The 24,851-nt window shown below is 41.6% G+C and carries 19 protein-coding genes and 1 pseudogene; 11 read left to right on the forward strand and 9 right to left on the reverse strand.

Annotated features, from left to right (window positions below; all coding sequences use genetic code 11):
* The 8 genes and pseudogenes from B4N75_RS00005 to B4N75_RS00040 form a co-directional block, all read left to right on the forward strand.
* Positions 1–517, forward strand: a pseudogene (locus B4N75_RS00005) (hypothetical protein); the annotation flags it as partial.
* A 230-nt stretch (positions 518–747) separates the two neighbouring features.
* Positions 748–2,382 carry a peptide ABC transporter substrate-binding protein gene (locus B4N75_RS00010; RefSeq protein ID WP_296668078.1) on the forward strand — a complete coding sequence of 545 codons (1,635 nt, stop codon included), beginning with the start codon at positions 748–750 and terminating at the stop codon, positions 2,380–2,382.
* Positions 2,383–2,597: 215 nt separating this feature from the next.
* Positions 2,598–3,536 carry an ABC transporter permease gene (locus B4N75_RS00015; RefSeq protein WP_296668082.1) on the forward strand — a complete coding sequence of 313 codons (939 nt, stop codon included), beginning with the start codon at positions 2,598–2,600 and terminating at the stop codon, positions 3,534–3,536.
* Positions 3,529–4,575, forward strand: a complete 1,047-nt coding sequence (locus tag B4N75_RS00020) for an ABC transporter permease (RefSeq protein ID WP_296668085.1) — start codon at positions 3,529–3,531, stop codon at positions 4,573–4,575. The genes B4N75_RS00015 and B4N75_RS00020 overlap by 8 nt, the downstream gene beginning before the upstream one ends.
* A gap of 1 nt (position 4,576) precedes the next feature.
* Positions 4,577–5,668, forward strand: a complete 1,092-nt coding sequence (locus B4N75_RS00025; protein ID WP_296668087.1) for an ABC transporter ATP-binding protein — start codon at positions 4,577–4,579, stop codon at positions 5,666–5,668.
* A complete protein-coding gene (locus B4N75_RS00030; protein WP_296668089.1) occupies positions 5,661–6,599 on the forward strand; it encodes an ABC transporter ATP-binding protein in 939 nt (312 codons plus the stop codon). The genes B4N75_RS00025 and B4N75_RS00030 overlap by 8 nt, the downstream gene beginning before the upstream one ends.
* A 461-nt stretch (positions 6,600–7,060) precedes the next feature.
* The gene (locus tag B4N75_RS00035) at positions 7,061–7,639 is read left to right on the forward strand and encodes a flavodoxin family protein (protein WP_296019609.1); all 579 of its coding nucleotides are present in this window, start codon (positions 7,061–7,063) and stop codon (positions 7,637–7,639) included.
* A gap of 138 nt (positions 7,640–7,777) precedes the next feature.
* Positions 7,778–9,355, forward strand: coding sequence for a glycoside hydrolase 43 family protein (locus B4N75_RS00040; RefSeq protein ID WP_296668091.1), 1,578 nt, complete (start codon positions 7,778–7,780; stop codon positions 9,353–9,355).
* A 10-nt stretch (positions 9,356–9,365) separates the two neighbouring features.
* Here the strand turns inward: B4N75_RS00040 and hrpB are convergent, their stop codons facing one another.
* From hrpB to B4N75_RS00075, 7 genes are read right to left on the reverse strand one after another with little or no spacing between them, the layout of a single operon-like run.
* Entirely contained in the window at positions 9,366–11,831 is a 2,466-nt protein-coding gene (gene hrpB, locus B4N75_RS00045; protein ID WP_296668093.1) for an ATP-dependent helicase HrpB, read from the reverse strand.
* 2 nt (positions 11,832–11,833) lie between these two features.
* Positions 11,834–12,595 (reverse strand): ATP-binding cassette domain-containing protein, encoded by a 762-nt coding sequence (locus tag B4N75_RS00050; protein ID WP_296668095.1) that lies wholly within the window; start codon positions 12,593–12,595, stop codon positions 11,834–11,836.
* Positions 12,588–13,382, reverse strand: a complete 795-nt coding sequence (locus tag B4N75_RS00055) for an ABC transporter ATP-binding protein (protein WP_296668097.1) — start codon at positions 13,380–13,382, stop codon at positions 12,588–12,590. The genes B4N75_RS00050 and B4N75_RS00055 overlap by 8 nt, the downstream gene beginning before the upstream one ends.
* A 1-nt stretch (position 13,383) precedes the next feature.
* Positions 13,384–14,223: an ABC transporter permease gene (locus tag B4N75_RS00060; protein ID WP_296019599.1), complete on the reverse strand. Its 840-nt coding sequence runs from the start codon at positions 14,221–14,223 to the stop codon at positions 13,384–13,386.
* A 6-nt stretch (positions 14,224–14,229) separates the two neighbouring features.
* On the reverse strand, positions 14,230–15,153 hold the full coding sequence (locus B4N75_RS00065) for an ABC transporter permease (protein WP_296668099.1): 924 nt from the start codon (positions 15,151–15,153) through the stop codon (positions 14,230–14,232).
* Positions 15,154–15,184: 31 nt separating this feature from the next.
* Positions 15,185–16,684: an ABC transporter substrate-binding protein gene (locus tag B4N75_RS00070; RefSeq protein ID WP_296668101.1), complete on the reverse strand. Its 1,500-nt coding sequence runs from the start codon at positions 16,682–16,684 to the stop codon at positions 15,185–15,187.
* 52 nt (positions 16,685–16,736) lie between these two features.
* On the reverse strand, positions 16,737–17,519 hold the full coding sequence (locus B4N75_RS00075) for a type III pantothenate kinase (protein WP_296668102.1): 783 nt from the start codon (positions 17,517–17,519) through the stop codon (positions 16,737–16,739).
* Between the two features lie 169 nt (positions 17,520–17,688).
* Here B4N75_RS00075 and trkA point away from each other — a divergent pair, with 169 nt between their 5' ends.
* From trkA to B4N75_RS00090, 3 genes are read left to right on the forward strand one after another with little or no spacing between them, the layout of a single operon-like run.
* Positions 17,689–19,104, forward strand: coding sequence for a Trk system potassium transporter TrkA (trkA, locus tag B4N75_RS00080; protein WP_296019589.1), 1,416 nt, complete (start codon positions 17,689–17,691; stop codon positions 19,102–19,104).
* Positions 19,105–20,544 carry a TrkH family potassium uptake protein gene (locus tag B4N75_RS00085; protein WP_296668103.1) on the forward strand — a complete coding sequence of 480 codons (1,440 nt, stop codon included), beginning with the start codon at positions 19,105–19,107 and terminating at the stop codon, positions 20,542–20,544.
* Position 20,545: 1 nt separating this feature from the next.
* Positions 20,546–21,520: a DMT family transporter gene (locus tag B4N75_RS00090; RefSeq protein ID WP_296019585.1), complete on the forward strand. Its 975-nt coding sequence runs from the start codon at positions 20,546–20,548 to the stop codon at positions 21,518–21,520.
* Positions 21,521–21,582: 62 nt separating this feature from the next.
* On the opposite strand, the gene B4N75_RS00095 is transcribed toward B4N75_RS00090, so the two are convergent.
* Positions 21,583–22,509, reverse strand: a complete 927-nt coding sequence (locus B4N75_RS00095) for a DUF1848 domain-containing protein (protein WP_296668104.1) — start codon at positions 22,507–22,509, stop codon at positions 21,583–21,585.
* A 130-nt stretch (positions 22,510–22,639) separates the two neighbouring features.
* Positions 22,640–24,607 (reverse strand): molecular chaperone HtpG, encoded by a 1,968-nt coding sequence (gene htpG, locus B4N75_RS00100; RefSeq protein WP_296668105.1) that lies wholly within the window; start codon positions 24,605–24,607, stop codon positions 22,640–22,642.
* Positions 24,608–24,851 lie beyond the last annotated feature (244 nt).

Raw genomic sequence — 24,851 nt, forward strand, 5'->3', positions numbered from 1 at the left:
TTTCTATTTTGTCTCCTCCACAACAAAAGTCATAACGGATTTTCAAAGATTTAAGGATGAGCTGGACAGGAAAGACTTCAGCTTCGTTGTGCCGGACTTCACTCTTAACAAGTCGCTTGAAAGGCTTGAATCCTTGACACAAGGGCAAAAAGACAAGGTGGAATTTCTGTGCAATGAGTGCTGCTGGACCGGATGCAGGGAGCGGAAAATCTGCTACGAGAACGTGAGCCGGAAAAATCTCGGCGAGGATAACAACTGCCCTGACCACATCTGCAGGTCGCCGGGAGGCAAGGACGGCTACGTGTTCTCAAATGCGATGAAAAATCCCTCTTTCATCGGAATTAGCGAGATAAAAAATATTTACCTTCCTATTGGATTTTCAAACTTTAAAATCGAGGGGCGAGGGCTTGGAAGCGCGATGATACTGGAGTTTCTTCTATATTATATGACAAAGCCTGAATACCAGCTGAATGTAAGGGAAGCGGTTTACCTTGACAGCATGCTTGACTTGTTCTGAAAAAAAACTGCCGGGCTTGCAACGAAGACGCATTTCTCTAGTGCCGCACAATTAAAGCCGCTCAAAACCATATCCGCATTTTTGCATTCTCTTACCAGTTCCACAAATTTCTTCCAAATTCCTCAGCCTTATTGAACAAACCTACCAATTTACTTATAATAACCTTACGTTTAGACAAAGACGGCTGGCTACTTATACGGTGAGCCAGCCATTTTTTTTGGAGGTCAAAAATGAAATCTTTGTTCAAGTGCGCGGCTTTAGTTCTTTCTGCGCTTTCCGTATTCGGGCTTGCTTCTTGCGGCGAGAAAAAGGCAAAAAGCAATGTCCTTAATGTTATGGTTGAAGTTGAAGTTGCGTCTCTCGACCCGCAGCAGGCAACAGACGGAACTTCCTTCGAGGTTATCGCGAACTTCACAGACGGTCTCAAGCAGATGGCAGGAGACGGCTCTACAATCAACGCATTGTGCGCCGAGGAAGCAGTCTCTCAGGACGGTCTGACTTACACTTTCAAGATCCGCGAGGATGCGAACTGGGCAAACGGCGAGCCTGTTACAGCTGACGACTTTGTTTTCGGCTGGCAGCGCGCGGTTGACCCGAAAATCGCTTCTGAGTACGCTTACATGCTTTCAGACATCGGACAGGTGAAGAACGCGGCTAAAATCATCGCGGGCGAGCTTCCTGTCGAGGAGCTTGGAGCAAAGGCTTTGGACGCAAAAACTTTGCAGGTTCAGCTTGAAGTTCCAGTCTCTTACTTTGACTCAATCCTCTACTTCCCGACTTTCTATCCTGTAAACCGCAAATTCTACGAGTCTGTGGGAGACAAGTTTGGAACAAGCGCGGACACAGTTCTTTCAAACGGAGCATTTGTCCTGACTGACTACCAGCCGGCGGCTCTCGCTTTCTCTTTGAAGAAGAACGACAAGTATTATGACGCGGCGAAAATCAAGCTCGACGGCCTTAACTATCAGGTTCTTAAAGACAGCCAGCAGGCTTTGATGGCTTACCAGAACGGCACTCTCGACATTGTTAAGCTTTCGGGCGACCAGGTTGACCAGGTTAAGGACGACCCTGAATTCAAGACAATCGGAGCCGGCTATCTCTGGTACATCTCGCCTATGATTGATAAAGTTCCGGCTCTTCAGAATCTCAACATGAGAAAGGCTTTCACTTTCGCTCTTGACCGCGAGTCTATCGTGAAGAACGTTGTAAAGGACGGCTCAATGGCTGCCTACACTCCAGTTCCGGCGGAATTCGCATACAACGAGAACGGCGAGGACTTCATCACAGCGCAGAAGGAATATCCTGAGCTTTGCGACTTTGACGCTGCAAAAGCTCTTGAATACTACAGCAAGGCAAAGGCAGAGCTTGGAAAAGACAAGTTCGCTTTCGAGATGATTGTTGACGACACAACAGTCCAGCAGAACGTTGCGGCAGTAATCAAGGAGCAGATTGAGAAGACTCTCCCGGGCGTTACAATCAATCTTCGTGTCGAGCCGAAAAAGCAGCGCGTTCAGGATATGCAGGACGGAAACTTTGAGCTTGCATTTACAAGATGGGGTCCGGACTATGCAGACCCGATGACTTATCTTGGAATGTGGATTACAAACAACTCGAACAACTACGGACTTTGGTCAAACTCAGCTTACGATGCCCTTATTGAATCTTGCGTTACAGGAAAATACGCGCAGATGCCAAAGGAAAGATGGGAGACTTTGAAGGCCGCAGAGAAAATCGTCCTTGAAGACACTGTTATCTTCCCGTTGTACCAGCAGGCGGACGCTTGCATGGTCAAGGCAAACGTGAACGGAATCGAATTCCACCCGGTCGCGCTCAACAGAGTCTACAAGAACACAACAAAGAACTAATTTTGGGGCTTACCCGCCATTCGGCGGGTCGGGCTATCCGCACTTCGCCGTCTTGCGCGGCTCATTCCGGCATTTTTTGCAAAAACGCTAAGCAAAACGCGCCAGCAAAAATGCCGGAACGCCTGCGGCGGTGCTACTATCCCTAAGCTATTCCGCTTGCAAAACTTGAGCATTGCACATTCTTAATTGCGCATTGAATTTCAGGAATTACAATTTTGAAAAAATACATTCTAAAACGAATTCTAATTTCTCTTTTCACACTTCTGGCAATAACACTAATCCTTTTTATCCTTCTCCAGCTTATGCCAGGCTCGCCTTTCAACGACGAGAAGCTTTCGGCAGACCAGCGTGCCGCTTTATATGCAAAATACGGGCTGGACAAACCGGTTTTTGTCCAGTTCTTCAAATATGTCGGAAATATGTTCCGCGGAGACTTCGGCGTGAGCTACAATATCTCGAAAAACACGCCGATTTCAACCTTAATCGCCTCCCGCCTGCCGGTCTCGTGCAGAATCGGATTTCAGGCGGTCTTTATCGGGGCTTTAATCGGCCTTGTGCTTGGAATTGTGGCGGCAATCAAGCACCGCACAGTCTGGGACACAATCGCCACGGTGATTTCTGTAATCGGGGTGAGCGTTCCAAGCTATGTTTTCGCGCTCGCTTTGAGCTACCAGTTCGGCTTCAAATGGAAAATCTTCCCTATGCTTTTCACAGCGCAGTCGCCATATTTTTCAAGCGTTCTTCCGAGCATCTCGCTTTGCATGTTCACAATGGCGTCTATTGCGCGCTTTACACGCACTGAAATGCTCGAGGCTTTAGGCTCTGACTATATACAGCTTGCGGAAAGCAAGGGACTTTACGGCTGGAGGCTTATCGCGCGGCACGCCCTTAGAAACACTCTGATTCCGATTATCACGGTCTTAGCTCCGCTCATCGTTGACCTGATGACAGGCTCGCTTGTAGTCGAGAAAATCTTCGCGATTCCGGGCGTCGGCTCGCTTCTGGTCACGGCAATCCAGTCGAACGACTACAACGTTGTAATCGCCTTGAGCTTTATCTACAGCGCGCTTTACATCGGAATTATGCTTGCGGTCGATATTCTTTACGGCGTAATCGACCCTAGAATCCGCCTTTCAGGAGCAGTAAATGAGTAAGAACAACACTATAATGCCGGATTTTCTTCCGGATGACTTCAAGCTGAAATCTGACAGCGCGAGAACGCAGGTTGACTCGAACTTCGCAAGCGTGAGCTACTGGAAGGAAGTGAGAATCCGCTTTTTCTCGAACAAGAGCGCGGTTCTTTCAGCGGTGGCAATCATCGTGATAATGTTCTTCGCCTTTGCAGGCCCGCATTTCACAAAATACACTTACTCAGAGCAGAATCTTGAACAGAAAAACTACGCGCCTCGAATTCAGGGGCTTGAAAAGCTAGGGATTTTCAACGGCGACGAGAATATGAGAACAACGTCAGGCAGCAGAAAGACGAATCTCTACGAGAAAAACGGCGACACTAACGTCTATTACTGGTTCGGCTCGGACACTCTCGGACGCGACATCTGGACGCGCACTTGGATGGGAACGAGAGTCTCTCTCTACATTTCAATCGTGGCGGTTCTAATCGACATGATTATCGGGCTTTCGTTCGGCCTTGTCTCGGGATATTTCGGAGGAATGACCGATTCTGCAATGCAGCGTTTCGCGGAGATTGTGAACGGAATTCCGCGCCTTGTAATCGTCACGCTTTTAATGCTGATTCTAAAGCCTGGAATTGCGACAATCATCTTCGCGCTGATGATCACTGAATGGATTGGAATGTCGAGAATCGCGCGCGCTGAAATGCTTAACCTAAAGGAGCGGGAATTTGTTCTTGCCTCACGGACTTTGGGAGCTGGAAATTTCTCTATAATTCTGCACGAGATTCTTCCGAACATAAACGGCCAGGTAATCACGCAGACAATGTTCTCTATTCCGACGGCGATTTTCACCGAAGCTTTCCTGAGCTTTGTGGGCCTTGGAATTCCGGTTCCGCAGTGCTCGCTCGGCTCTCTCATAAGCGACGCTTTCAACAGCTTTACAACGCATCCCTACCAGATTATTCCGCCGATTGTGGTTCTTGCGGTTCTTATGCTCAGCTTCAACATCTTGGCAGACGGACTGCGCGAGGCGATTGACCCGAAATTCAAGGAGCAGTGAGATGGGCGAAATGACAAACGACACAATTCTTTCTGTAAAAGACCTGAACATCTCGTTCAAGACAACCGCAGGAATGGTGAACGCAATCCGCGGAGTTGACTTTGACTTGAAGCGCGGCGAGACTCTTGCGATTGTGGGCGAGTCAGGCTCTGGAAAATCCGTCACGACAAAAACCGTGATGGGAATTCTAGCGAAGAACGCGGTTGTGAACTCAGGCGAAATCGTCTACAACTGCCTGGAGCCTGACAACAAGACTTACACAAAATACGACATCCTGAATATGAAGACACGCGACATCAGGCGGAACATCAACGGAAAAAACATCGCAATGGTGTTCCAGGACCCGATGACCTCGCTTGACCCTACGATGAGCATAGGAAAGCAGATTGCAGAGGGAATGATTTACCATTACCACACTCCAAAGCGCGAGGCCTACCAGAAAGTCCTGAAGCTTCTGCACGAGGTCGGAATCACGGACGCGAAGGCAAGAATGAAGAACTATCCCCATCAGCTTTCAGGCGGAATGAGGCAGAGAATCGTTATTGCAATCGCCCTTGCGTGCAGCCCGGAGCTTCTAATCTGCGACGAGCCGACAACCGCGCTTGACGTTACAATTCAGGCGAAAATTCTCGACCTTATCAAGGAAATCCAGAAAAAGCGCAGCCTGTCTGTAATCTTCATCACGCACAACATGGGCGTTGTGGCAAGAGTGGCAGACAGGATAAACGTGATGTACGCCGGAAAAATCGTGGAGAGCGGAACAGCGGACGAGATTTTCTACGACCCGCGGCACCCTTACACTTGGGGCTTGCTTTCCGCAATGCCCGACCTTGAGACGACAGGCGACCGCCTCTACACAATTCCGGGGTCTCCGCCGAACCTTCTCCACAAAGTTCAAGGCGACCCTTTCGCGCCAAGAAACGCATACGCGCTCAACATTGACGACAGGCTTGAGCCTCCGATGTTCAAGATTTCAGAGACGCACAGCGCGGCAACGTGGCTTCTGCATCCTGACGCGCCGAAAGTTGAAATGCCGGCGGAGCTTAAAGAAAGAATCAGCAGAATGAAAGAGGAGGCGAAAAAATATGAGTGAGAAAACACCGCTTTTAAAAGTAGAGAATCTTAAGCAGTATTTCAAAGTCTCCTCAAAATACACGGTAAAGGCCGTTGACAATGTGTCGTTCGAGATTTTCCCGGGCGAGACATACGGGCTTGTGGGCGAGAGCGGAAGCGGAAAATCCACAATCGGACGCAGCGTAATCCGCCTTTACAATCCGACCGCAGGCAAAATCACGTTTGACGGACGCGACATCTCGTCAAAAATGAAGGGCGATTCAGAGGAATATCTTCGCACAAATATGCAGATGATTTTTCAGGACCCTATGGCGTGCCTTAATCCAAGGAAAAAAGTTGGCGAGATTATCGGCGAGGGCTTGGACATTCACCATCTTTACGCTACACGGCAGGAGCGCGAGGCGAAAATCCAGCGTATCTTGAAAAAAGTCGGGCTTGCCCCTGAGCATATCGAACGCTATCCGCACCAGTTCTCAGGCGGCCAGCGGCAGAGAGTCGGAATCGCGCGCGCGCTGATTATGAACCCGAAGCTCGTGATTGCCGACGAGTGCATTTCCGCGCTTGACGTTTCAATTCAGGCGCAAGTTGTGAACATGATGAAGGACATTCAGGAAGAGACCGGCTGCGCATACCTTTTTATTGCGCACGACCTGAGCATGGTAAAGTACATCTCAGACAGAATCGGAATTCTGCACTTAGGACATCTTCTTGAGACCGGCACGACAGACGAGATTTTCTCTAATCCTGTTCATCCGTACACAAGAAGCCTGCTTTCCGCAATTCCGCGCCCAAATCCGGCCGTCGAGAAAAACCGCAAGATAAAAAGCTACAGCTACCACACAAGCGGAATCGACTACTCGAAAGGAACGCCTCACGTTGTGGAAGGTACGCACAAGGTTCTTGCCACAGATGCGGAATTCGCGAAGTGGACGCAAAAAATATATGAATAGACGCAGGTTTTGATGTAAAGGCGCTCGCCGCAGACCGACTGTTTTGAAATGCAGCACATTGAACGCAGATTAAAAGAGGATTTGCGCTGACAAACGCAGGCCTATACGACGGCAGCTGCTAATGCTAGCAAGTGCCGCAATACAACCTACGCGACGGCTACTGACAATGCTAGCAGGTGTCGTAATACAGCTTACGCGACGGCTACTGACAATGCTAGCAGGTGCCGCAATACAACCTACGCGACGGCTGCTGACAATGCTATAGGTGTAAGATGCATGTACACCGACCGGTAGTTGTTAGGATTGGAAACTTCTTTTTTTTTAAGTATATTAAAATTATCTTTAAAAGTTTGCGTTGCAAGCTTTCTTATCATCGGTTGTTTTTCACTTTGCTGCGAAACAACTTAAAAAGCCAATCATAAAACGGAAGTTTTAATCTTGATTTTTTATGGGAGTATTTTATGAAAGTTGTTTTGTTTAACGGCAGCCGGAAAGACAATGGCTGTACTTTTACAGCGTTGGATTTGGTAGCTAAGAGTCTTGAATTTGAAGGTATTGAAACAGAAATTTTGAATATCGGACGAAGAGTTTTTAATGGCGAAATTGAAGCTGTTGTAAAAACTGCTTCTGAAAAGGTTAAAAATGCTGACGGTTTTGTTTTTGGCTCTCCGGTTTATTGGGCTAGTCCTAGCGGCGAACTTGTTATGTTTATGGACAGACTCTGGGCTGCTGCCGGTGCGGATTTTAGATTTAAGCCTGCGGCTAGTGTTTCGACCTGCCGCCGTGCAGGAAATACTGCTACTCTTGATGTTATAAATAAATATTTTGCTTATAGCGCAATGCCAATTGTTACTAGCTGCTATTGGAACGAAGTTCATGGAAAAACGCCGGAAGATGTTCTTAAAGACGAGGAAGGCGTTCAGACAATGACAATGCTTGGAAAAAATATGGCATGGATTTTAAAATCCATTGAAGCTGGCAAAAAGACTGTAAAACAGCCGGAATGGGTTGAAAAAGTTATGACAAATTTTATTCGTTAGCGGAAAAAAGCGTAAGGGAATGGAAGGGCGGCAAAGCCGTTGCGGAACGTAGTGGAGCAATGCAGGCGAAAGCCGGAACCCTGGAACTCCCGACGGCAACAAGTTGCCGGAACGCCCCAAAAACCGTAGAATTAAAAAATGTATAAAAATCCGATTATTTTGTGTGATTATTCAGACCCAGATGTTATTCGGGCTGGTGGAAATTATTTTATGGTGGCTTCGAGCTTTAATTTTACGCCGGGGCTGCCGATTCTTTTTTCTAAAAACCTGGTTGACTGGAAGCTGATAAATTATGCTGCTAAAAACATTCCGCTTGAACAGTACAATTTTCCTCAAAATGCAAAAGGCATTTGGGCGCCTTCGTTTTCGTATTACAAGGGAATTTTTTATATAATCGTTGGTTTGCCTGATGAAGGAATTTTTTTAACTCAAACTGATGATATTTTTGGAAAATGGTCTCCGCTTAAATTGATTTATAAGGCGAAAGGTTTTATTGATCCGGCGCTTTTTTTTGATGATGATGGAAATGCTTATGTTTATCATGCCTATGCAAAAAGCCGGTGTGGTTTTAACAGCAGAATCGGGCTTTTAAGGTTTAATAAAGAACTTAAGGTCTGTGAAGGCGAGGATAAAATTATCTTTGACGGAACTAAAACTCAGCCGACGATGGAAGGGCCGAAAGTTTACAAGAGAAACGGATTTTATTATATTTTTGCGCCGGCTGGAGGAGTTGCGGAAGGATGGCAGACTGTTTTGCGTTCTAAAAATCCTGAAGGTCCGTGGGAAGAAAAAATTGTTTTGAAGGAAGGCGAGTCTGGAGTAAATGGACCGCATCAAGGCGCTTTTGTCGAAACTCCTTTTGGAGAAAACTGGTTTATTCATTTTCAAGACCGTGGAATTTTTGGAAGAATTGTCCATCTTGAACCGGTTTTGTGGAAAAATGACTGGCCTTTGATGGGAACTTCTGTAAAAACAGGTCTTATGCCTGGAGAGCCGGTTTTAAAATTCAGGTCGCCGAAATTTAATATTCTAAAAAATTTGAAAAATCCTTTTAAGAAACCAGTCTGCGCTTTTGAAAATTGCGGTCTTGAATGGCAGTGGAGCGGAAATCATTCTGAAAAATTTGCAAAGGCTGAAAAGAGTTTTAATCCGGATGCGGAAAATTTTAGACTGGCTGTTTTGCATCGTGGTTCGAAAAATCAAAACGGTTTTCCAGTTTTATGGAATTCTTCAAATATTTTAACTCAAAAAATTCAGTATGAAAATTTTTATTTAAAAGCTGTTCTTGACGTAAGCAGTTTGCCAAATGGTTCTCGTGCGGGAATGATTTTTCTTGCAGATGAATACGCTTCTGTTGCGATTGAAAAAACTGTTTTGGGTTTTGATTTTGTTTATTTAAAATCGAAAAACGAGGATTTGACGGACGAAACTAGAAGTGAATTTGAAGTTTATCGTGAACACTTAAACTTGAAAAACGAAAATCAGCCGATAAAAATTCGAATGGATTTTATTTCGTTCAGTATATATTCTGGCGCGGTTCAGTTTACCGTGAAGACTGGAAGAGGCTTTAAAAATTCTTTTAAATGGAAAAGTGATTTTTTTACAACGGAAAGCGCGCACTGGGTTGGCGGCCGGTTCGGAATTTACGCGATAGGAAATGCAGAGGCTGACGAAAAAGGCAGCGCTTTGTTTAAGTCGATAAAAGTAAGACATTAAAAATGTATAATTAACTATTGGTCGTTAGTCTGTAATTCCAATTGTGTTTTGGATAACGGCCTTTCATTTCTTTGCAGATTTCTATCCAGGCGCCAGACCAAAAGTTTTCCAGATTGTCGGTGATTTGCAAAGGTCTGCGTGCTGGAGAAAGAAGCTTTAAAATTACAGGAATTCCTGAAATTTTTGGAGTTGAAAAACACCCGAAAATTTGTTGAATTATAATTTCGAGAATTGGAACAGCGTTTAACAAACGAACGTTAGCTAAATAACCGTCGATATTCAACATTTCTGAACTGATAAGCCGGCTTTCGTATTTTATTTTCGCTTTTTTTCCATTTTCGAGAATAATTGATGAAGGAACAGAACTGTCGATTTTTGTTCCGTTCAAAAAATAAAAAAGAGCGTCAAAAACTATGTTTTCGTCAATTTTGCTGGAAGTTATAAACGGCAAAAGCCAGGTTTCTGCGTTTTTTTGCAGAGATTCAATTTGTGTAAAAAGTTCCGTTTCAATATGGTTTGCATAAAATTGTGCTCGAAGCAGAAAGTCAAAAATTTTTTTATCAAATGGAAGAACCGAAAGACCGTTTTTTTGAATTTCTGAGCAAAGAGCCTTTCCAAAATCATGCGGAGAAACAGGCAATTTTTTTTCTTTTAGAAGGATTGCGCCATAATAGCTTTTTTGTGTTTTTTTGGCGGAAAAAGTTTTTTTGTCAAACTCCAGTTCTTCTGTTATTTCAGAATGATTTTTGAGCCAGTTTTCGAGCTGAATTGAGTCGATTTTTTCAAACGAATAAATTTTTCCTGTTGAGCTTCCTGCATTTACTTCCGGAGCAATGAGCCATTCCGGGCTTTCCTGATACGCTTTTGCAAGAACTGCTTTGCGGGCAGAGGGAAATTGATATAAAGTCTGCGCGGTGTTTTTTAAAAAAGATTGCTCTTCAATTGGCTGTTTTTTTCCGAGCCTGTCTGGAAATCCGGAGAGAAAAAGTTCTGTTTGTGAAAATTCTTCATATCCGCTTGGGCTTGAAGAAAAACCGCACTTTTCGATGCGTTTTTTTAATAGCGAAAGAAATTTTTTCTTTTGTTCTTCGTTTGCAGTTCCGTATTGGCTGAATTTTAGGACGAAATTTAAGGCTTCCTCAAGGTGGTTTGTTTTTTTTCCATAAAGGCTTGCACAGGCCAGCCGCGGTTCAATTCCGAGTTCGAGGGCAAATTTTCCATTTTGAGTGATTTTTTCGTTTTCTAAAAAGCCGAATTCTGTTAAAAGCATTGCCGCGGCGTTCCAGGCGGATTTTGACGGAGAATCCAGCCAGAAAAATGAATCTATTTTTGTTGAGCCCCATTTTGCACATTCAAGAACAAGAGAAGCAAGGTTGCACCGGAGAATTTCTGGTTGAATTTCGCTATTGAGAATGTCAAATTTGCTCCAAAGTCTGACGCAACGTCCGCTCATAAGTCTTCCGGCTCTTCCTGCTCTCTGGTCGGCGCTGAACTGGCTTGCTTTTTCGGTTACAAGTCTTTCCATTCCGAGAGAAACATTCATTTTGCTGATTCTTGAAAGCCCGCTGTCGATTACTGTTGTAACGCCTGGAACTGTCAAAGAGGTTTCTGCAATTGATGATGATAAAATTATTCGTCTTGGAGAAGAAATTGGAACTTCTGAGAGAATTTTTTTTTGTTCGGACAAAGGAACCGAAGAATGCAAGGTCAAAATTTCCGCTTCCGCTGAAGAAAGCGAATTTTCTAATTCTGAACGGAGCTTGTTGATTTCTGCAATTCCTGGAAGGAAAACGAGGATTGAGTCGGTTCTGTTTTGATTTTTGACTAACGGACATTTGTTTATTGGCTGCGAAATTTCATCTAAAACAGCATTTTTTACCGAAATTTTGTCTTTATAAACGATTTCTACCGGAAACTGTCTGCCAGGAATTTCCATAACCGGAGCGGCTGGCTGTGATAAAAATTCTGCAATTCTTTTTGAATTTATTGTTGCCGACATGATTATAACAAAAAGGTCGTCGCGCAGAGACATTGCTTCTTTTAAAAACGCAAGCGCGAGGTCCGCATGTACAGAACGTTCATGAAATTCGTCTATAACTACAACATTTGTATCTTCTAAAAGAGGATTATTTTGAAGACGGCGCGTTAAAATTGCTTCGGTTATAACCTCAAACCGGGTTTTTTGAGATATTTTGCTTTCTAAGCTCAATGTGTAGCCGACAGTTTCGCCTGTTTTTTCTCCGATAAGAGAAGAAATTCTTTCTGCAAGAGCAACTGTTGCAAGCCGTCTTGGTTCGAGCATGAGGATTTTTCCGTTAAAATTTTCTAGAAGCGCGAGCGGAACTGCGGTTGATTTTCCTGCGGCGGTTTGTGCCGTTAAAACTAAAAATCTTGACGGAGAATTTTTTAAATTTTGGCAAATTTGCTCAAGGTAAGGAGTTATGGGAAGATTTTTAATTTTTTCGTTTATAAACATTTTTATTCAATTCCTGCTGCCTGCAGAAGAGTTTTTGTGTACGGATTTTCCGGGTTTGACAGAAGCTCGTCGGTCGGCTTTTCTTCGACAATTTGACCTTTGTGCATAACGCCGATTCTGTCTGCCATGTAAGCGACAACGTTTAAATTATGACTTATAAAAAGATATGTCAAATTCATTGATTTTTGCATTGTCTTGAGAAGATTTAGGATTTGGGCTTGAATTAAAACGTCGAGTGCGCTTACACATTCATCGCAAATTACAAATTCCGGATTTAAAATCATTGCGCTGGCAATTGCAACTCGCTGCCTTTGTCCTCCAGAAAGCTGATGTGGAAATTTTTCGAGAGAATCTGGCGGAAGCCCGACTAAAGTGCGCATTTCGTTTATGATTTTGCTGCGTTCAAGTTTTGTTTTGCCGATTTTGTGAATTATTAGAGGTTCTTCGATTATTGATTTGATTTTCTTTTTTGGATTTAGCGAAGAATATGGATCCTGAAAGATTATTTGGCAGTGGCGCCGGAAATTTTTTTCATCTTTGACAGGGGTTCCTTCAAATAAAATTTCTCCGGAATCTGGTTTTTTAAGGGCGCAAATTAAGCTGCTTAAGGTTGATTTGCCGCAGCCGGATTCGCCGACCAGCCCGTAACATTCGCCTTTGTTTATTGAAAGATTTACGCCATTTACGGCATTTGTAATTCCGTTTTTTGTTGAGAAAGCTTTAAAAACATTTTTACATTCGATTATTTTTTGCGGATTATTCATTTTGCCATTCTCCGAAATGTACAGGAAGTTTTTCGTGGCGTTTTTTTGCATCTGGAATGGAATCTATGAGCGCCTTTGTATATGGGTGTTGGGGATTTTTTAATATTTCTTCTGTTTTTCCTGTTTCTACGATTTTTCCTTTGTACATTATATAAATTCTTGAACAGAGTTTTTTTACAACTGTAAAATCGTGTGTTATTAAAAGAAGCGCCGTGTTAAATTCACTTTTTAAGTTCTGAATTATCGAAAGAATTTTATTTTGCGTTGAAACGTCCAGTGCGGTTGTCGGCTCGTCCGCAATTAAAAGCTCAGGATTTGTCATAAGCGCGCTTGCAATCATTACGCGCTGTCTCATTCCTCCTGAAAGCTCGTGCGGATAGCAGTTGAAAATTTTTTTTGTGTCTTCAAGTCCGGTCATTTTTGCAAGTTTTTCTGCCTGTTTTTGAGCCTCTTGCTTTGAAATTCCTTTTATAAGGGCTGATTCTTCTATTTGCTTGCCGATTTTTAAGAGCGGATTTAAACTTGTCATGGGTTCCTGGAAAATAATTGATTTATTTTTTCCGGTAAAAGTGATTGTTCCTTCAGTGATTTTTGCATTTTCCGGCAAAAGGTTCATTATGCTGAGAGAGGTTATTGTTTTTCCTGAACCGGATTCTCCGACGAGGGCGACAAATTCTCCGGGAAAAATTTCCAAATTTACGTTTTTTACTGCCGTAAAGTTTTTTTGCCTGGAGCAAAATTCAACTGACAAATTTTCTATTTTTAGCAAGGTTTTTTGTAAATTCATTTTATTTTCCATTTACTTCCGAAATTCCATCGCCAATTAAATTTACGCCAAAAACAAGAATTATCAGAAAAATAAGCGGAAAAATAATTCCTGCTGGATTTGTAAAAATGTAATGCTGGGCGTCGTTCAACATTCTTCCAAAACTTGGGTATGGCGGACGGACTCCAAGTCCGAGGTAGCTTAAACCAGATTCATTCAAAATTGCCATTGAAAAACTCAAGGTTGCGGTTATGAGAAGGTCGCTTAAAATATTTGGTAAAATATGAATGTACATGATTCTGAAATTTCCAGCGCCGCGGGCTTTTGCGGATTGCACAAAAAGTGAATTTTTAAATTTGATGTAGCCGGAACGGGTGATTCTTGTAAAGCGGGGAATGCTCATAATGCAGAGAACCAGAATTGTAACTTTGATGTCCGGTTCAAAAACCGCGGCGAGCATCAAAGCCAAAAGAATTCCAGGAAAAGCCATTTGTGTGCTGACAAGCTTCATGATGATTGTGTCGGCAATTCCGCCAAACCAGCCGCAGATTGAGCCTAGAACCAGTCCTGTAAAAAGTCCAAAAATCATTACAATAAAGCCGATTATGACAGAAATTCTCAGACCGACCATTATTCTGCTTAAAACATCGCGGCCAAGTGAGTCTGTTCCAAGAAGATGATGAAATGACGGCGGCTCAAGTTTTGCGGCGGCGTTTGTCAAATTTGGATCGTACGGAAGCCAAATTGTTCCTGCAAGCATGAATAGAATTATGAAAGAAAACATGCAAAAACCAGTTAAAAATGTTTTGTTTTTTAAGTATTTTGCCAGGTTTTCTTGAAGAATTTTCATATTTGAATTCATTATTGGCTACCTCTCAAAATTCCTTGTCCTTGGGTCAATAATTGAATAAAGAATATCGACCGCAAAGTTGCAGGTCAAAGCCATTGCGGCAAGATAAACTGTCAGACCTTGCAGCAGCGGAAAATCTCTTGAAGAAATTGAATGAATTATAAGTTTTCCAATTCCTGGAAGAGAAAAAACATTTTCAATTATTATGCTTCCTCCAAAAATATCTGCGGTAATAAGACCGAGAGTTGTAATGGATGGGATGAGCGCGTTTCTGAGCACGTGGCGAACGATAACCTGTTTTTCATTCAAACCTTTGCTTTTTGCCGTTCTTACATAATCCTGCTTTAACTCATTTTCCATGCTTGTTTTTATGTATCTTGCGAGAATTGAAGATGAGCCCAGCGAGATTGCCAGCGAAGGCAGAATAAGACTTTTTGGACCGTCAAAACCTACCGAAGGCAACATTTTTAATCCGACAGTAAAAATTAAAATCAAAATAAGGGCTGTGCAAAATGACGGCATTGAAACCCAAATTTGATTTAAGACAGAAAGACAGCGCCAGAGCTTTTTTTTTCTGTTGAGTGCAAATGTAATTCCCAGAAAAGTGCCGATTGCAATGGTAAAGACAAGCGAAAGCAACGATAGAGACGCGGTAGTTTTGAGGGCACCTGCAATTAAAGAAGAAACGCTTTGGTTATATTTGTAGGAAATTCCAAGATTTCCGCAAAATGCTCCTTTTAGCCAGTTTGCATAGCGCAAGGGAAGGCTTTGATTTAGCCCAAGTTGAAGTTCAAGAGCTTCAATTTGAGTCTGGTCTGCGTCTGGTCCGAGAATTGCAAGCGCCGGATTGCCAGGAAGAAGCTGGAATGTAAGAAAAGTCACCAGGGTTACAAGAAGAAGAGTCGTCATAAAGTCGATGAATTTTCTTACATAAAAGCTCATTTTTTGTTCCTTTTTTTTGTCGAATAATATTCTAGTCAATAAAGTAAAGTGTTGAAAAATCGTAAAAATTTACTGGATAAGGAGTGTAGCCGGCTATATTTTTTTGAGTGATGATATTGCGGCCTGGATCGCAGATAAAGACAGCAGGGCAGTCCATTGTAAGAATTTCCTGACATTTCTTAAAATAATCTGCGCGTTTTTTTAGATCGATTTCTGATTCTGCTGCTGCAAAATTTTTGTCATATTCAGGATTTCTATATTTTATAAAGTTGCGTTTGTAATCTGAACAGTAACGGCGAAGAACTTCTGACGGATCAATTTCTCCTGCAAATGCAATTACAGTTGTCTGATATTCAGCTTTTGAATAAACTTTGTCTAGCCAGGTTGTCCATTCAACAGGAACAATTGTGCAGTTGATACCAAGCGGTTTGAGCATATTTACGATAATCTGGGCAGTATCAACGTGAGGCTGGTAGTTTGCAGGAACTGTAATCGTCATATCGAACCCGTTTTTGTAAGACGACTGATTCATATATTCTTTTGCTTTTTCAATATTGTAAGAAAAAATTCCGGAAAGCTTGTCGTTGTAGCAATCGCCTAAAATCGGGCTAAAATTTGAATAAAGTTCAGTTGCAAAACCGTCAAAAACGCCGTTTATGATTTCTGTTTTGTCAATTGCGCAGGTAATTGCCTTTCGAACGTTGATGTCTGCAAGCGGAGGATAAGAATTGTTCATTCCAAGAATTTGAATCATATTTTGCGGATGACTTATGATTTTAAAGTTCTTTTCGAGCATTTTTGCGTTTGTTCCGGAAATCATCTGGGCAACGTCGATTTGACCAGACTGAAGCGCAGATATTGCTGAATTTTCGTCGGTCATAATGAGAATTTCGATGTTTTTTATTTTTCCAGCACGTTCTTTATCGTAGTAATCATCGTTACGTTCAAAAACTATTTTTTCGTGAAGAGAATATGAAACGAATTTATAAGGGCCTGTTCCAACCGGCATTGTTTCGTTGTCATTGTAATCGTGCAAAAGAATTGGACTTGTCGCTACAAGAAGCAAAAAGGCTCCAGAAGTTTTTTTCAGTTCAATTACAAAAGTGTAGTCGTCTGGGGCAGAAACTGATTTTACAATCTGCATATTGTCGGAACGTGCTGCAAGACCGTCGAGGCCTGCCAAATTTTTGTAAGTGAAAACACAGTCGGCAGAAGTAAATTCTGTTCCGTTGTGAAATTTTACGCCTTTGCGAAGGTTAAAAGTATAAGTTAAAAAATCGTCAGAAACTGAGTAATTTTCTGCAAGGGCAGGATAAAGAGAGCCGGTTTCATCATATTTTAAAAGTCCTTCAAAAATATTGTCTGTAACGGCGGCTGTTTCGGCAGCGGCAGATTTCCATGGAAAAAAACTGTCCGGTTCAGAGCACATTGTCATTCTCAAAGTGTCGTGAGATTTTTTTGTTCCGCATGAAGAAAATGCGAGAGCTGTTGCAATCAATGCCAGCGTCAAAAGTTTTATTGATTTTTTCATTTTTATGTTCCTTTTCTAGGTTTTTGCGGTCTAAAATTAACAGCAGCGTTTTTTAAGAATTAAGTTCAAGCGCCTTTTTTACGCCGATAAGCGTAAGTTCCGGGAAAATTTCGTCAAAAATATTGCAGTTTTCAAAAATTTTTGCAAAACCGCCAGTACCGACAATGTACGGCTTGTCTTCGGGATTTTCGCTTTTAAAGACTTCTGAACTGATTGTGCGGCAAATTTCTTTAATTGCGCCTGCTGTTCCAAAATAAATTCCAGACTGAATTGCTTCGATTGTTGCAGTTGCGCAGGCTTTTTCGCTTTTTTTTATATCGACATGCGGCAGTTTTGAAGTGCCGGAAGCAAGTGCCTGAACTGAAATTTTTAAGCCAGGAAGAATTGAGCCGCCTAAATATTCCTTGTTTTTTGTAAGCGCATGGATTGTTGTTGCCGTGCCCAAATCGACAATGATTAAATTTTTGTTTGGACAAAGCGAAACAGCGCCGATAGAGTCGGCGATTAAATCTGCGCCGATTTCTTTTGGATTCTGCATTTTTAGTTTTAGACCGTTTTTGATTCCGGCTTGAATAAAAAGAGGCTCGATTCCAAAATATTTGAGGATTCCACTGGAAAGAGAATAGTTGATTGGCGGAACAACTGAGCAAATTCCAATTTGAGTGATTTTTTCGGGAGAAATGTTGTTTTCCCGAAGAACAGAGCGAAGGAAAATTCCAATTTCATCGGAGGATGAATTTTTGTGAGTTGTCTGGCGGAACTGTAAAATCAGCTGGTCGCCGTCAAAAACTCCTCCTGTGATGTTTGAATTTCCAACATCGAGAGTAAGTGTCATAGTACCTGTCCTTAAGATCAAGTCTATTAAGGCAAATGCCTTTTAAGATGTGAAAAAAATTTGTAGTCACTGCTGCCAACGGCAGTCAATGCTTTTTTTAACATACAGTTTTGTAAAAAAAAAATAAAGTATTATGTAAAAAGTTTTTATTATTGAGTATAATTTGGTTATGAAAATCGTAATTGTTGGTGCCGGTTTTACTGGAATTCAACTGGCAAAAAGACTTGTAAACGGAAAAAATGATGTTGTTTTAATTGATAACGATGATGAAGTTGTAAGGCATGCTTCTAACAGTCTGGATTGCAATGTAATTCATGCGGAGGGCAATAATCTGGATGTCCTGGAAGAAGCTGGAATTAAAAATGCCGATGCCCTTGTTTGCGTTACCTCAAATGACGAAGTAAATATGATTACGTGTTCGCTGGTTGACGCTGTTTATCCGGATGTTACGAAAATTGCGCGTGTCCGGAACTATGCTTATTATGTGGACACGACATCTGTTGAAAAGGCAAAAAAACGCCGGCCGCTTTATGGCGTTGATTATATGGTCCATCCCGACGTTGAAGCTGCGGAAGCGATTGCAAATGCGGCAAATCACGGAGCTATTACCGATGTTATGCCTTTTGGCGACCAGTATGAACTTATTAGAATTACCGTAGAAAAGGGAAGCCGCCTGGAAAACCAGAAAATTATTAGTCTTCGGAAAATTACGGACAGGCCGATTCTTGTTGCCTATGTTGAAAGCAACGGCGAAACTCGCTTGCCAAGCGGCGAAACTGTAATTAAGGCGGAAGATTGCCTGGGCGCGCTGATGTTAAAGCAGGATATTCCGGAATTTTTAAAACTTTGCGGCTCAAAACTTAAAGAAATTAAAAAAATTGCAATTATTGGCGCTGGAAGGGTCGGAACAATTGTTGCCGAAAAGCTGATAGAACGAAAGTCTACTTTTATTACGCGGCTTTTTAAGCGTGAAGGAAATCCGACTCAAGAATTCTGCATTATTGACAGCGACGAGAGTCTTGCTAAGGCTGCTGCTGAAAAATTCTCTAAGATAAAAGTTTTTTGTACGGATGCGACGGAAGAAGGTTTTGTTGAAGAAGAAGGACTTGATAAATACGATCTTGTAATCTGTACTACTTCTAACCACGAATTGAATATTGTAATGGCGGCTTATTTTGAATCTCTCGGCATAAAAAACAGCATTGCGCTGGTTCAAAATAATGCTTTTGGCGAAATTGCCAGAAAAATTGGAATTGAAGTTGCTGTTCCAATTCGGGATACGGTTGTTGATTCAATTATGAGCCACTTAAAAGGAAAGGCGGTAACTGGTGTTCATACGGTCAATGACGGTTCTCTTGAGATTATGGAAATAAAAGTTGATGAAAAAAGTCCGGCAGTCGGCAGCACTCTCCGCGATATTGCAGAAAATGGTAAATTTTTGGTTCTGATGATGCAAAAAAATGGATCGGACGAATATTTTATTCCGATTGGAAGCACAAAAATTGAAGCCGGCGACGAAATTGTAATGATTACGACTCTTGAAGAGAATCAGCATGTGCTTGAAAAATTTGGAGCGGAACTTTAAATGCAGACGGTTTTTGTTTTTGTAAGAATTTTTGCAATTATTCTTTCGATAATTGGAACTTCGTTTTTGCTGCCGATTGGGACGGCGCTTGCTTTTGGTGAATATGAAGCGATTTTTCCGTTTTTAATTCCAATGGTTGTTGCGTGGATTTTTGGCTCTGCTTTTTATTTTGGCGGAAAAAAAGTTCCCGTAAGACTTGGAACAAGAGCAGTTTTTGTTTTTGTAAGTTTTGCCTGGGTTGCGATAAGTTTTTTTGGCGCAATTCCGCTTTTTGCCGGCGGTTGGATTAGTGATTTTTCGGGCGCGGTTTTTGAATCTGTAAGCGGTTTTACTACGACTGGAGCAACGGTTTTAAAAGATGTCGAAAGTTTGCCTCGCGCTGTAAATTTGTGGCGAATGGAAATGCACTGGCTTGGCGGCATGGGAATAATTGCGCTTACAACTGCTGTCTTGCCTTTGCTTGGCGTCGGAGGTTTTGCGCTTGTAAAAGCTGAATCAACTGGTCCGGAAAAAGGAAAAATCACTCCAAAAATGGCAAATACTGCAAAGGCTTTGTGGGGAATTTATTTTGCTTTGACGGTTATTCAGACTGTAATTTTAATGTTTTGCGGAATGGATTTTGTGGACGCTCTAAGCCATGCTTTTTCGACTTTAGGCACAGGCGGTTTTAGTTCAAAAAATGCAAGCATCGCAGGATTCAATTCTCTTTCTACAGAAATTGTCTGCACAGTTTTTATGTTTCTGGCAGGTGTAAATTTTAGCCTTTATTTTTACGTGATTACCGGAAAATTCACCGAATTAAAGAACAACAGCGAGCTCAAGGCTTATGTTGGTATTTTTGCAACTGTTGTTTTGTGCCTGGCTTTTTCGCTTGTTAAGTTTTATGGCGGTTTTGGAAAAGCTTTAAGATACGCTTCGTTCCAGGTTGCAACGATTATGAGTACGACTGGTTTTGCTACGGCCGATTTTATGAAATGGCCAGCGGCGAGCCAGTTTTTTATATTCATTTTGTTTTTTATAGGCGGATGTTCTGGTTCAACTTCCGGCGGTATTAAAGTTATTCGATGGGTAATTCTTGCAAAAAAAGCACGCGTTGAAATGCTCAAGATGATTCATCCTCACGGAGTTTTTTCTGTTCGGGTAAATGGTTCGCCAGGACGAGAAGATCTGGTTTTAAACATTGCGCCTTTTGTCTTTCTTTATTTTTGTCTTGCATTTATTTCTACTTTTGCTGGAACTCTTGGCGGACTTTCTGTTTTTGAGTCGTTTACGGCAAGTTTTTCGATGCTTGGAAACATTGGACCTGCTTTTGGTCCGTTTATGGAATATAGCTGGATTCCTTCGTTCTTAAAATGGATTTTTAGTTTTATGATGATTGCCGGTCGTCTCGAAATTTACAATTTGATAATTCTTTTTACAAAAGATTTTTGGAAAAATTAAAATGCTTAATTCATCTCTCTTAAAAAATAAAGGTCTTAATTATTGTTTTGCGTTGCTTGTAATTCTAATTTGGGGAATTACTTTTGTTAGCACAAAATATTTGCTGCGAAGTTTTAGCGCATTTGAAATTCTTACAGCCCGCTTTATAACTGCTTACGCAGTGCTTTGGCTTATGAAGCCAGAGCGAATGAAATTGTCTTGCAAAAAAGATGAGTTGTGGTTTTTTGCGGCTGGAGCGAGCGGAGTATCTGTTTATCAGTTTTTGGAAAATATTGCGATAGATTATACTTTGCCGGCGAATGTTTGCATTATTGTTTCAATATGTCCAATGTTTACTGCGATTATTGCTCAGATTTTTTTGAAAGAAAAAAATATTAACCTTCTTTTTGTTGTCGGATTTTTGGTTGCGATTTCTGGAATTGTGTTTGTTACTTTTAACGGTGCGCTCGTATTTCATTTAAGCCCAAAAGGCGATTTTCTTGCTTTGGCGGCCGCGGTTTGCTGGGCATTTTATTCTTTAAGTGTTACGAAAATCGCTTCATTTAATTTGAATCCGATAAGCTCTACTAGACGGCAATTTTTTTGGGCCTTGGTTTGTATGATTCCTATTGCGGTTTTTGGAATTTTGAATGGGAAAAATTCTCCAATGACTTATATAAATCTTTCTGCCGCGGCAAATGCTGAACGCTGGTCGGATATTTTTAACTGGTTAAATTTTGGATTTTTAGGAATTGCGGCAAGCGCTTTTGCCTTTGCGGTTTGGAATTTTGTTTGTAAAAATCTTGGAACTGTAAGGGTGACGGTTTTTCTTTATTTGACTCCAGTTGTAACGATTGTTTTTGCGTTTCTAATTTTGGGCGACAAAATTACCTTGATGGGAAGCATTGGCGCGGTTTTGACGATTTCCGGCCTTGCAATTTCTCAGGCGAGCAAGAGAAAAGAAAAAGGCAAGCGGAGTATGCCGAATAAAGGTTAGATGTTGATTTTCTGTTAAATTTGACAAAATCGTTCGGCTAAATGTTAGCGTTCGAGCGAAAATTAAAACATAAAAAGCTGCGAATCCTTAAAAGTTTCCTGTTTTGCTTGTTGAATAATGTCGTTTGGACGGGAATTTCCAATTAAAAAAGACGAATTTTTGTCGTGCTGTAAAAAATTTTTTTGAACGGTTTTTTCATCATAGTTTGCGTAACAGTATTTGCAAAGGTTTGGACAGGAATTGTAATATCCAATATCGCGCGTTGGAAGGCAGGAACAATTTTTTCTTAGTATTTGATGCACGTTTTTAGACAAACGGGCGTTAATTATCATTTCGATAAGTTCTTTTGAAATACATTCGCCTTTTTGAATGCCATAGTCAGATAAATCGAGTTTTTCTGCGCAAGATTCAATTTTTATTTCGTATTCTCCGGCAATTCTTGCAAAACTTCCAGCTAAAAATTTTTGGTCGCTTTCGCTTACTTCTTTTAACTCTGGAAATTTTTTAATTGTTTTTGAATACAAGTCGACAAAACTGATTACACAACGGTCTGTATAAGGAGAAAGTTTTTCGCACATTTTTTTGAACTCGCGGATATGAGTTGCCACCGTGTAAGTTGAATCAACAAAAATCGGATCGTATCGCCAGCAGACTTTTTCCTTGCCAAGTTTTTGAGAAAGCTCGGCAAAAGTTTCAATTACGGTTTGTTTTTCGGGAACATTAGGCTCGATTTCTTTTCCATACGGAGTGATTGTGACAAAAAAATAAGTTCCAAAATTTTTGAGTTCGTCCAGATAAGGAATAAGAGGCTTAGGATTTTTTGTGCAGAAAACAAGGCAGTCAACGGTTTTTGGCTCAAGTTTGTAACGTGTAACTTTTTGCGGAACATAAGGATTACGCACATCGACAAACCCGGCGCGGATACGATTTATAAGCCATTCAGAATAAAAAGCGGGAATATCCGTCCGTCCAGAAGCAAATATAATCATAAAAATATTATAGAACAAAAGCGGTTTTGTTGGAAATTGAGAAACTGAAAAATATTTTTTAAAGTAAAAAAATCCCCGCTGAACAGAACATTTTCCGTTCAGCGGGGACATTACGCAAAAAGCGGTTTTTCTATTTTACAATCAACTTGTTCATAGATTTTATAAAGTCTGTAGGACTTGAAAGTTCGGCTCCGCTTACGAGAAGCGCCTGGTCGAGAAGAACTTCCGAAACGTCTGAAATATAACCTTCGTCGGTTGCGTTTTCGAGCGTTTTTACGATTGCGTGGTCAGCGTTTACTTCAAGAATTGGTTTTACTTCTGGAGCTGTCTGGCCCATTGCGCGCATCATTCGTTCCATCTGGATCCCAGGATCGTTTTCGTCAACAACAATACAAGACGGACTGTCGCTCAATCTTTTTGAAAGAACTACATCTTTTACACGCTCTCCAAGCGCTTTTTTAATTTTTTCTTGAACAGGTTTAAAAGCTTCTTCCTTTTTCTTTGCTTCGTCTTTGTCGATTCCGAGCTCGTCGTCTGAACCTGCGCGGTTTACACCCTTGAGCTCAAAGTCTTTGTATTTCATAAGGCTTGGAATTACAATGTCGTCAATATCATCCGCCATAATCAATACTTCAAAGCCCTTGTTTTTGTATGCTTCGAGGAGAGGACTTGCACGAAGGTTCTTTTCGTTGTTGCCTGTAATGTAGTAGATTGCTTTTTGTTCCGGCTTCATTCTCGAAACATAATCTTTAAAGCTTGTCCATTTTCCGTCGCCGTTTCCGCTTTCGTCCGTAGACTTGAATCTTACGATTTCTGCAATTTCTTCGCGGTTTGCGTAGTCAGAGTAAAGACCTTCTTTTATTGGGCGATTGAAGTTTTCTACAAATTTATTCCATTTTTCAATTGCTTTTTTATCGTCGTCAGTAGGATTTTCTGCTTTGCGCGCTTTGTCCGCTGTTTCACCGAGTTTTTTAAATTCGCTCAAAAGTTTTTTTACAGAAGCCGACTTAATATTGTCCAAAATTCTATTCTGCTGCAAAATTTCGCGGCTTACGTTCAAAGGCAAGTCTTCCGAATCAATAATTCCTCTTACAAAACGCAGATAAGACGGCAAAAGCTCGCGGTCGTCGTCTGTAATAAATACGCGTTTAACATAAAGTTTTACGCCGCTTTTGTAGTCTGCCTGATACATATCGAACGGAGCCTGCTGAGGAACATAGAACAAAGTTGTATATTCCTGGGTTCCTTCCGCATGCGTGTGAACATAAAAAAGCGGATCCTGGCTGTCGTGGCTGATTGTCTTGTAGAAAGCGTTGTAGTCTTCTGGTTTAAGCTCAGATTTTGGTCGTTTCCAAAGAGCAGATGCAGTGTTTACCTGATCAACTTTGTTTTCGCTGCCAGTAACGTTGCCTTTGTCGTCGTATTTGTTCTGTGTGTAGTGCAGATAAATCGGGAAAGCAATGTGGTCAGAATAGCGCTTGATAAGTTCTTCAATCTTCCAGCGGGAAGCATAATCTTTGCTGTCATCGTTCAAAATCATCTCGATTGCAGAACCGTGAGTCTCAGGCTTGTCGAATCCGAATTTTTTTGCTTCGTCAGAATCAGCCTTGATTTCTTCAATTGAGTAAGAATTTGTGCCGTCGCTCGACCATTTGTAAATTTTGTCTGTCGCGGCCTTTCGTGTATAAACATTGATTTCTTTTGCAGCCATAAAAGCCGAATAAAAACCAACACCAAACTGGCCGATTAAATTAGATTCGCCGGCATTTTTGTCGTTTGAAATTTTTTCGATAAAAGCCTTAGTTCCTGAGCGGGCGATTGTTCCGAGGTTGTTGTTCAAATCGTCCTCGTTCATACCGATTCCCGAATCCTGAACAGTGAGCACTTTTGCAACATCGTTAAAACTGATGTCAATCCGCGGCTCAGTCTTTAAATTTTTGTAAGCGTCTTCCGAAACCATAAGGTAATTCAATTTGTCCAGAGCGTCGGAAGCATTAGAAACAATCTCGCGCAGGAAAATGTCCTTGTTTGAATACATCGAATGAATTATCAATTTAAGAAGCTGATTAACTTCTGTCTGAAACTGATACTTTGCCATTTATCTATCTCCCAAACTTTAAAAGTTTTTCACTTTAAAAATAATAAAAAAAAACGCATAAGCATAGAAAAAAATAAAAATTTTTGGAGCGCATCTTCCGCAGAAAAAACAACATTCAGTCAAAAAGCACAGTTGCCGCAAAAACCGGCTTTCCACCCTTCGCTAGGCGCTCATTGCCGTCCGGCAACTCCGGGGTTCCAATCCGGGCTGCAAGCCCGGCCGTGCGCGGAAGCGCACACGAAAA

Origin of the sequence: Treponema sp. UBA7570 (assembly GCA_002477955.1) — a bacterium.
In the GTDB taxonomy this organism is placed as follows: domain Bacteria; phylum Spirochaetota; class Spirochaetia; order Treponematales; family Treponemataceae; genus Treponema_D.

Bases quoted from the DNA above. Each gene is read 5' to 3' on its own strand.
- B4N75_RS00085 (WP_296668103.1), top strand. From the start codon at position 19,105: ATGCAGACGGTTTTTGTTTTTGTAAGAATTTTTGCAATTATTCTTTCG.
- B4N75_RS00075 (WP_296668102.1), bottom strand. From the start codon at position 17,519: ATGACACTTACTCTCGATGTTGGAAATTCAAACATCACAGGAGGAGTT.
- hrpB (WP_296668093.1), bottom strand. From the start codon at position 11,831: ATGTTTATAAACGAAAAAATTAAAAATCTTCCCATAACTCCTTACCTT.
- B4N75_RS00095 (WP_296668104.1), bottom strand. From the start codon at position 22,509: ATGATTATATTTGCTTCTGGACGGACGGATATTCCCGCTTTTTATTCT.
- B4N75_RS00040 (WP_296668091.1), top strand. From the start codon at position 7,778: ATGTATAAAAATCCGATTATTTTGTGTGATTATTCAGACCCAGATGTT.
- B4N75_RS00030 (WP_296668089.1), top strand. From the start codon at position 5,661: ATGAGTGAGAAAACACCGCTTTTAAAAGTAGAGAATCTTAAGCAGTAT.
- B4N75_RS00010 (WP_296668078.1), top strand. From the start codon at position 748: ATGAAATCTTTGTTCAAGTGCGCGGCTTTAGTTCTTTCTGCGCTTTCC.
- B4N75_RS00050 (WP_296668095.1), bottom strand. From the start codon at position 12,595: ATGAATAATCCGCAAAAAATAATCGAATGTAAAAATGTTTTTAAAGCT.
- B4N75_RS00070 (WP_296668101.1), bottom strand. From the start codon at position 16,684: ATGAAAAAATCAATAAAACTTTTGACGCTGGCATTGATTGCAACAGCT.
- B4N75_RS00090 (WP_296019585.1), top strand. From the start codon at position 20,546: ATGCTTAATTCATCTCTCTTAAAAAATAAAGGTCTTAATTATTGTTTT.
- B4N75_RS00065 (WP_296668099.1), bottom strand. From the start codon at position 15,153: ATGAGCTTTTATGTAAGAAAATTCATCGACTTTATGACGACTCTTCTT.
- trkA (WP_296019589.1), top strand. From the start codon at position 17,689: ATGAAAATCGTAATTGTTGGTGCCGGTTTTACTGGAATTCAACTGGCA.
- B4N75_RS00020 (WP_296668085.1), top strand. From the start codon at position 3,529: ATGAGTAAGAACAACACTATAATGCCGGATTTTCTTCCGGATGACTTC.
- B4N75_RS00035 (WP_296019609.1), top strand. From the start codon at position 7,061: ATGAAAGTTGTTTTGTTTAACGGCAGCCGGAAAGACAATGGCTGTACT.
- htpG (WP_296668105.1), bottom strand. From the start codon at position 24,607: ATGGCAAAGTATCAGTTTCAGACAGAAGTTAATCAGCTTCTTAAATTG.
- B4N75_RS00025 (WP_296668087.1), top strand. From the start codon at position 4,577: ATGGGCGAAATGACAAACGACACAATTCTTTCTGTAAAAGACCTGAAC.
- B4N75_RS00060 (WP_296019599.1), bottom strand. From the start codon at position 14,223: ATGAATTCAAATATGAAAATTCTTCAAGAAAACCTGGCAAAATACTTA.
- B4N75_RS00055 (WP_296668097.1), bottom strand. From the start codon at position 13,382: ATGAATTTACAAAAAACCTTGCTAAAAATAGAAAATTTGTCAGTTGAA.